Here is a 6,169-nt window from a genome sequence, read left to right on the forward strand (position 1 = left end):
AAGTGGTTATTCTATCCTGCGTGCTTCCCGTAAAGGGGATGGTATTTTCATCCTTTGATGGTGCCATAGTTACGGCATAGAGGGCTATATATGCCTGATGAGTAAGAATCTGTCTGACAGTAGCATTTGACCAGTTCTTGGCGTATTCACCTTTTTGGCCTCTCTTTCCTCTGACTCCGACACGAACTCCACGGACAGCGGAAGGAGGAAGGATACCCATCTTCGTTAACTTATCAGCGATAGCTTCTATTCCCAGTGGCTTTCATGTTTCGTCACCGTAGACGTACCAATGATAAATCAGCCTGACAATTCTTGCCTCTTCCTCATTAATCTCGAACTCTCCGGTCACTGGTTTTTTTCTGTAACCGTATAAGATATGACCGCTCGGAAACTGTCCCAGCCGTGTCTTTTGGTACTTTCCCATCTTCATCTTTTCGGTAATCATTTCTCTCTCCAGTTGCGCGAACACTGCGATGATTTGCATGACCGCTTTACCGATAGGTGTGGTAGTATCAAACTGTTCCTGTATGCTGGTAAAACCTATCCCGTTCTTCTCAAAAGCATCATCGAGGAGGTAAAAGGTATCTTTTAAGTTACGGCTCAATCTGTCAAAAGTTTCCAGACAACTACCACATCGAACTTTCCAAAGTGAATGTCTTCGAGTAATTGCTGTAAATCAGGTCTCTCCATAGAAGCACCGCTGTAGCCGTCATTCCGGTAAATCCTTACAAGTTCACACCCCTGAAGTTCACAATATTTCTTGATTGCTTGTGCATGAGCTTCAAGAGAGTAGCCGTGCTGAGTCTGTTCTTCTGTACTTACCCTAATGTACCCTACTGCCTTAGTCACAGTGGGACACCCTCTTCCACTGGTTGCTCTTTAGCCTTCTGCTGGAGCATGTGGAAAATAGCTAGTCCAGCGCAGTAGAGAGCAACGTCTTCTTGTCTGATGAACCAGCGGTCAATTCCGTCAACACCTCGTTTCTTGATACAGTTTCTTATCTCGAAGGAGATTAACAACCGCAATAGGCGATATTCCGAGAATTTCAGCCGCTTCATTGGTAGTAAGTAGCTCGTTCACCAGATTTCACCTCCTATGTTATTATTATAGGATGTATGTTAGGAACTTAAAAGAGGGCTTCCAAAATTGTCTACAATATTCTACAGCCAATTTTGGTAAAGAAATCCCATATCTATTACCATCATATTCACGGGATGGACAAGTTATTCACCCTTTCATCAAACCGAAAGATTTTTTGACGAAAGGTGTCTGAAAAAGACGATGAGTTCCTTGCCAGTATATGGAACTATTTTAACCCACCATTCGTCTTATTAAATAGACAGATTGAGGGAGGTGAGGGTTCCGCGCTCTTTGACGAAAACTAAATACTTTGGCGTTAAAGGCAAACCCATTGAAAAATGGGGACGTAAAGCTACAGGGTCTAAGGTGCCCACAGGCACTATGACAGCCTGGCTGCCGCTGCTCTAGAAGTCTAAGACCTGCCCTCTGCCAAGGTGTGGTAGGTCTTTTTGTCTCTGTGGAGGTGACAAAACTTGCAAAGAAAACCGAAACTCCGAGAACTGATTGCTCTAGCGAAGAGTGGTAATGAAGAAGCTATGACCCAGGTTGTTAAACGCTTCATTCCAATCGTCAAGAAATACAGCCGTCAGCTAGGATACGAGGAGGCCTGCTCCGATTTGATGACTTGGATAATAGAAGCCGTTTACCGCTACCAGCCCAATACCACGTGGGGTAGGGATGAGCTAAACCGGTACTTCTCCCGTAAAAGCGACTATCAGAAATAACTCAAGAATTTTTTTGGTAGGGGGGTATTAAAACGCCCCCCTATTTTCTCTTTATGTAGTAGAGGGCAGGTTAGACAAGCTGGAAGGAGGTGGACAATGATGGCTCCCTACACCTGACATCTACGACGACGTTGAAGAAGCCCGGATTATGGCCTGGTTTTTAACCGGCCTACGCCACGAAGCTATCAGGCTAGCGAAGAAGCATAAGCGGCTACGGGAGCACGAACTACTAATCCTTAACAACCTACTCAGTCAAGAAGCCGAAGATGAGATGACAGAGATGCTCGATACCGTAGCCGGCACAGATGACATTTTGGCCGAAGTAGAGGACTCTGTATTCCTTCAGGAAGCCCTCACGGTGCTGACGCCACAGCAGCAAAAAGTCATTACGGCAACGGTCCTGGAGGGACGTACAGAGCGGGAGGTAGTTGAACAGTTGGGAATATCACAACCGGTCGTACACCGATTGAAAGAGCGAGCGTTGAACAGGTTAAGGAAACATTTTGTCCTGGACGAGCCCACCGCCAAGTAGAGCCTCATCCAGGACGGACAACCCCATACCCGAAGGCAGGGAGTTGTTAGACTATTTTATCTCCTCCTTGTCTCGGTGTAAAGAAAAATTATTTGAGGAGGAGACATGTGATGGCAAATCAAGCAACGTGGTATGTAGATACAAATGGAGATGGCGTTGTCCTTGTGAACAACTATGGGGTAATTAGGTTCAAGGTCTCCGCTGGAGGTTATAACCCTGGACAGAGAGCGGAGATAACTGCTGACCGTCTCAATACAATTTTCGCAGATGCCAAGAGAGATCTTGATTTTATTACTCCAGCATGGATAGGTAGCGACTACGTGGTTGCATCTGCGCATGTTCGTCGAGGAGACGGCCAAGTTACCTTCAAAAGTTACCCAAATACAATATACGAAGACCTTTATGATACAAATCTAAACTCTATTTGTACTGTTACCGCCGCAGACGCGACCGCATATGGTATGACACCTGCAGCATTAGCGTTGAGTTGGGCGAGAAATATAAGAGGTGCACTTCAGAGTAGCGACTTGAACTGTCTAGGAGAGCCAGTTAAGTCTTCCAGGCAACTCGTTGTTCCCTCACAAAGTTACTCTGGAAATAAGAATGTAACTGCTACGTATTATGGTGCAGGAGAACAGCTCTTAAACCCTTATACAAGTAATGGTGAAATATTCCATACGTGCGATCTTACTATTGCATCCGGACTTTCCGATTTACCGCGTAACTGTTGGGTTAAGGTAACATATAGTGGGAAAAGCGTTATAGCAAGAGTAAATGATACAACCCCTGCTAACACAATCGATTTGACATATGGCGGTGTTGCAAAAGCTTTGGGATTTCCTGGTAGTGGGACGGTTAACATTTCAGCGCCTTAGTTAATAACTAAATAGTCTTATGCGCAGGGAGACACATAAGTCTCCCTGCGCGCTTTGGCAAAACTTACGGCCACATTTTTACAACCCTTGTTAGTTCTTTACCTTTAGTATCTGTAAAAAAGAAGGTAGACATTTTCTCGCCATATCCGCTGTCTTCTTGTGGAAGGTCAGTAACCGCTGGTTCAACTGCAACGAAATCATAACCGGCGTCTTGAGGTTGGACATAGACTATTACGTTTTGTCCTTTTACTGTAATTCCAATGATAGAGCTATACACAGTAAGAATACCTAGGCTACCTTCAGGAGCAGCAATATTTGACGATACACGTTCCAGTTTATCTATACCTAGAGTGTCAAAGATCTTACTCCCTTCGCTGTTACCAGTTATAACATAGAAATTTTGGTTATATAGATCACGCAATTCCGGAAGTTCCTGGTATGGTGGCTTTGTTGTCTTTCGCCAGTCCTTTGAGAAAGCAATCCTGGTAAAAAGAATAGGCCTTTCTACGACTGAAGTTAACTTAATAACCCTATTATTGCTCCACTGGACATCAGCACCCAGCGCTTCAGCAACCCACCTAATGGGGACCATTGTCCTGCCGTTAATCAGTTGCGGTGGAACATCTGGCTTAATTTCCTGGCCGTTAACAAATAGCTTAATAGGGTTATCAGCGAAAGCTATAGTGGTAAAGATACCGACTAATAAAACAGCACCTACAATAATTATCCATTTCTTCTTCACTAGTAAGACCTCCCTAAAAATTGTTTCTCCATAAAGTATAGACGCACAACCCTGCTATTTTGTTCCGCTTCCCGCAAAATCTTTGACACCCTTACCGAGGTCACCTCCTCGGTATTACGTTAGCCCTTAACGCGTCCCACATTTCACCGGTCACCAGACCTAACCGTAGCTGAAGCACTTGAAAACTTTGACTCGCTGTATTATGATTTGTGGGAGGGAGATGTAATTCAATATGGTGACCCCTATAACAATAATTACCCTTATCATACTCAAGTAGTACATGACTGGGGTTACAATGCAAATATAGGTAGAGATGATTTATTTATGGCACAACATACAAGGGATGAAAAGAACATCTCCCTATACCAATACTTAAGTTCCTTTAGGGACCCTGACAAAAGATACATCTACATTTATGAAATAAAAGACAGTTATTAAATAAACGTGTTAACTCCACAATAAAAGATGGTGGGTTAATGACCCACCATCTTCTAATTTCCATAGGACACTATAAACCACCTAGACTCCCTTTCCTTAGCAAGGACAAAGTACCATTCAATTTCCCCTCGCTCTGCTATTTCAGCTAGCTGCGTATTGGACAAATCATATCCTGAATTGAGCGTTAAGCGATGCTTAACCTTAAAATATTCTACCTCGGTAAACTCCTTTTCACTATCTCTTAGCCAATCCGGGGGATTAAGTAACTTGGTTATCTGTAGGACTTCCCATTGCTTAATTTCTGGATAATCGCTATTAGTCTTAGCATATTCGTGATAGAGCGTAGCGTTAACGACTTCTTTGCAGTGATTACTATGCCCCCAAAAGAAGGCCTGAATAACTTCTTCTGGCGATGCAGATTTTAAACTTTCCAAAATGGTTTCCGCATTTTGTAGACCATCCTTCGATGTTGGCTGCTCTTCAGCTTTGTTTTCTTCAACGTTGCTATTGAACGGTTCTTGGCTACATCCGAATAAAATTAATGAAAGTGTGGCGGCAATTAGAAATAATAAAATGCTCAATTTAACCCTTTTCCTCACTGGCAAAACCTCCCTCAAGAATTTTTTCTCCAAAAAGTATAGACGCCCAAACCGACTATTTTGTTCCGCTGCTCGCAGAAAAATCTACAACAACTCTGCCAAAGTCACCTCCGTGGTATTACGGTAGACCTCAATGTGTCCCACATTTCACCGGTCACCAGACCTAACCGCCAGATGGCGATACCGTCAAGGCCGTATCGCTTGGCGATGCCCACTTTGATTAGAATGCTCTCCGGTGTTTCCGAGGAAGCAGAAATTCCAAGCACTAGCTTTTCCGGCGGAACAGAGGCCCTAGCTATCTCCACTGCTTGAGTGACAAGGCTTACCGGCTCTGGCTTAGAACCATAGTCATAGGCCATGATGATAATCCGGTCAGCCAATTCTCCGTCTGGCCTCTGCCAGCCAGTCCTGCTCTTCGTCAAAAGGTTGCCCTCTTTGTCCAGACTATACCGGCCTAACGCCAGTTCGCCTACCACATCGGTATTTCCTCTGTCCGTTTCCGGGTAAGGTTTCCCAAAGATGTTAGTCCAACTGCTGGTCTTGCTGTCGCCCAAGGCGTAGAACCCAATTACCGTCATCTCTTTGGGTGGGGAGGTAATTCTCACCCCGTTAATCGAGTTGTCCCAATTCACCTGGCAGTCAAAGGCTTCGCTGAAGAACCGGAGCGGTATAAGTGTTCTCACACCCAGAATTTGCGGGGGAACGTCCAACAAGATAGGAGAGTCATTGCGGTGAGCGGTCTTGTTGCCAATCTGGAGCCGGATAGAAGTTTTCCCGTCCGTAGCACTTATCGTTTGAGTAGTACCGTCCCAGTCGACCTTCACGTTTAACGCCTCAGCTATGGCTCGGAAGGGAACCAATGTCCGACCGTTCTGTATGATTGGTAGTACATCAAAGACAACCGGCAGCCCGTCAATCAGGACGGGAATTTTCTGCTGTTCTTGAGCGAAGGCCGGCAGCACCAACCTACCGGCCATCATAACTACAGAAATGATCGTGATAAAGAGTAACCGCTTCATTTTTAGCCTCCTGCAAAGGTAGTGTCGAATATCATCTCATTAACAAGAACCATGTAATTTCTTCGCCAATAAAACTGGCACTCTCTGCCTCTCTCACAGAATTTCTTGACGAATAATCATATTACGCTTTTTCTCTTCATAATAAGTAGGACCTAATTC

Annotated in this window: 10 protein-coding genes and 1 riboswitch; of the genes, 3 read left to right on the top strand and 7 right to left on the bottom strand. The window is 44.6% G+C overall.

Going from position 1 to position 6,169, the window contains the following annotated elements:
- The 4 genes from I4N53_RS00420 to I4N53_RS00435 all read right to left on the bottom strand — a co-directional run.
- Positions 1-220: hypothetical protein (locus tag I4N53_RS00420; protein ID WP_214495318.1), on the bottom strand; the 220-nt coding region annotated here is incomplete at its 3' end.
- Positions 221-262: 42 nt separating this feature from the next.
- Positions 263-604 carry a recombinase family protein gene (locus I4N53_RS00425; protein WP_049766027.1) on the bottom strand — a complete coding sequence of 114 codons (342 nt, stop codon included), beginning with the start codon at positions 602-604 and terminating at the stop codon, positions 263-265.
- Positions 601-849 carry a recombinase family protein gene (locus I4N53_RS00430; RefSeq protein WP_214495319.1) on the bottom strand — a complete coding sequence of 83 codons (249 nt, stop codon included), beginning with the start codon at positions 847-849 and terminating at the stop codon, positions 601-603. Before I4N53_RS00430 ends, I4N53_RS00425 begins: the two co-directional genes overlap by 4 nt.
- Before the next feature lie 120 nt (positions 850-969).
- Positions 970-1,080: a helix-turn-helix domain-containing protein gene (locus I4N53_RS00435; protein WP_198002291.1), complete on the bottom strand. Its 111-nt coding sequence runs from the start codon at positions 1,078-1,080 to the stop codon at positions 970-972.
- A 311-nt stretch (positions 1,081-1,391) separates the two neighbouring features.
- Positions 1,392-1,481, top strand: a riboswitch (cyclic di-GMP riboswitch).
- A 72-nt stretch (positions 1,482-1,553) separates the two neighbouring features.
- On the opposite strand from I4N53_RS00435, the gene I4N53_RS00440 reads away from it, so the two are divergent.
- The 3 genes from I4N53_RS00440 (at position 1,554) to I4N53_RS00450 (ending at position 3,212) form a co-directional block, all read left to right on the top strand.
- Positions 1,554-1,805, top strand: a complete 252-nt coding sequence (locus I4N53_RS00440) for a helix-turn-helix domain-containing protein (protein WP_214495320.1) — start codon at positions 1,554-1,556, stop codon at positions 1,803-1,805.
- Positions 1,806-1,953: 148 nt separating this feature from the next.
- Positions 1,954-2,337, top strand: a complete 384-nt coding sequence (locus tag I4N53_RS00445) for an RNA polymerase sigma factor (protein ID WP_214495321.1) — start codon at positions 1,954-1,956, stop codon at positions 2,335-2,337.
- 110 nt (positions 2,338-2,447) lie between these two features.
- Positions 2,448-3,212 (top strand): septal ring lytic transglycosylase RlpA family protein, encoded by a 765-nt coding sequence (locus tag I4N53_RS00450; RefSeq protein WP_214495322.1) that lies wholly within the window; start codon positions 2,448-2,450, stop codon positions 3,210-3,212.
- 64 nt (positions 3,213-3,276) lie between these two features.
- Here the strand turns inward: I4N53_RS00450 and I4N53_RS00455 are convergent, their stop codons facing one another.
- The 3 genes from I4N53_RS00455 to I4N53_RS00465 all read right to left on the bottom strand — a co-directional run bounded on the left by I4N53_RS00455 (position 3,277) and on the right by I4N53_RS00465 (position 6,010).
- Positions 3,277-3,954, bottom strand: a complete 678-nt coding sequence (locus tag I4N53_RS00455) for a copper amine oxidase N-terminal domain-containing protein (protein ID WP_013150992.1) — start codon at positions 3,952-3,954, stop codon at positions 3,277-3,279.
- 491 nt (positions 3,955-4,445) lie between these two features.
- Positions 4,446-4,991: a hypothetical protein gene (locus tag I4N53_RS00460; protein ID WP_214495323.1), complete on the bottom strand. Its 546-nt coding sequence runs from the start codon at positions 4,989-4,991 to the stop codon at positions 4,446-4,448.
- A 104-nt stretch (positions 4,992-5,095) separates the two neighbouring features.
- Positions 5,096-6,010, bottom strand: coding sequence for a stalk domain-containing protein (locus tag I4N53_RS00465; RefSeq protein WP_214495324.1), 915 nt, complete (start codon positions 6,008-6,010; stop codon positions 5,096-5,098).
- Positions 6,011-6,169: the final 159 nt, after the last annotated feature.

The sequence above is a fragment of the Thermoanaerobacter sp. CM-CNRG TB177 genome (assembly GCF_018588165.1).
Lineage (GTDB): Bacteria > Bacillota > Thermoanaerobacteria > Thermoanaerobacterales > Thermoanaerobacteraceae > Thermoanaerobacter > Thermoanaerobacter thermocopriae.

Excerpts from the sequence above, each read along its gene's own strand:
- I4N53_RS00445 (WP_214495321.1), top strand. The coding sequence starts at position 1,954 with ATGGCCTGGTTTTTAACCGGCCTACGCCACGAAGCTATCAGGCTAGCG.
- I4N53_RS00450 (WP_214495322.1), top strand. The coding sequence starts at position 2,448 with ATGGCAAATCAAGCAACGTGGTATGTAGATACAAATGGAGATGGCGTT.
- I4N53_RS00465 (WP_214495324.1), bottom strand. The coding sequence starts at position 6,010 with ATGAAGCGGTTACTCTTTATCACGATCATTTCTGTAGTTATGATGGCC.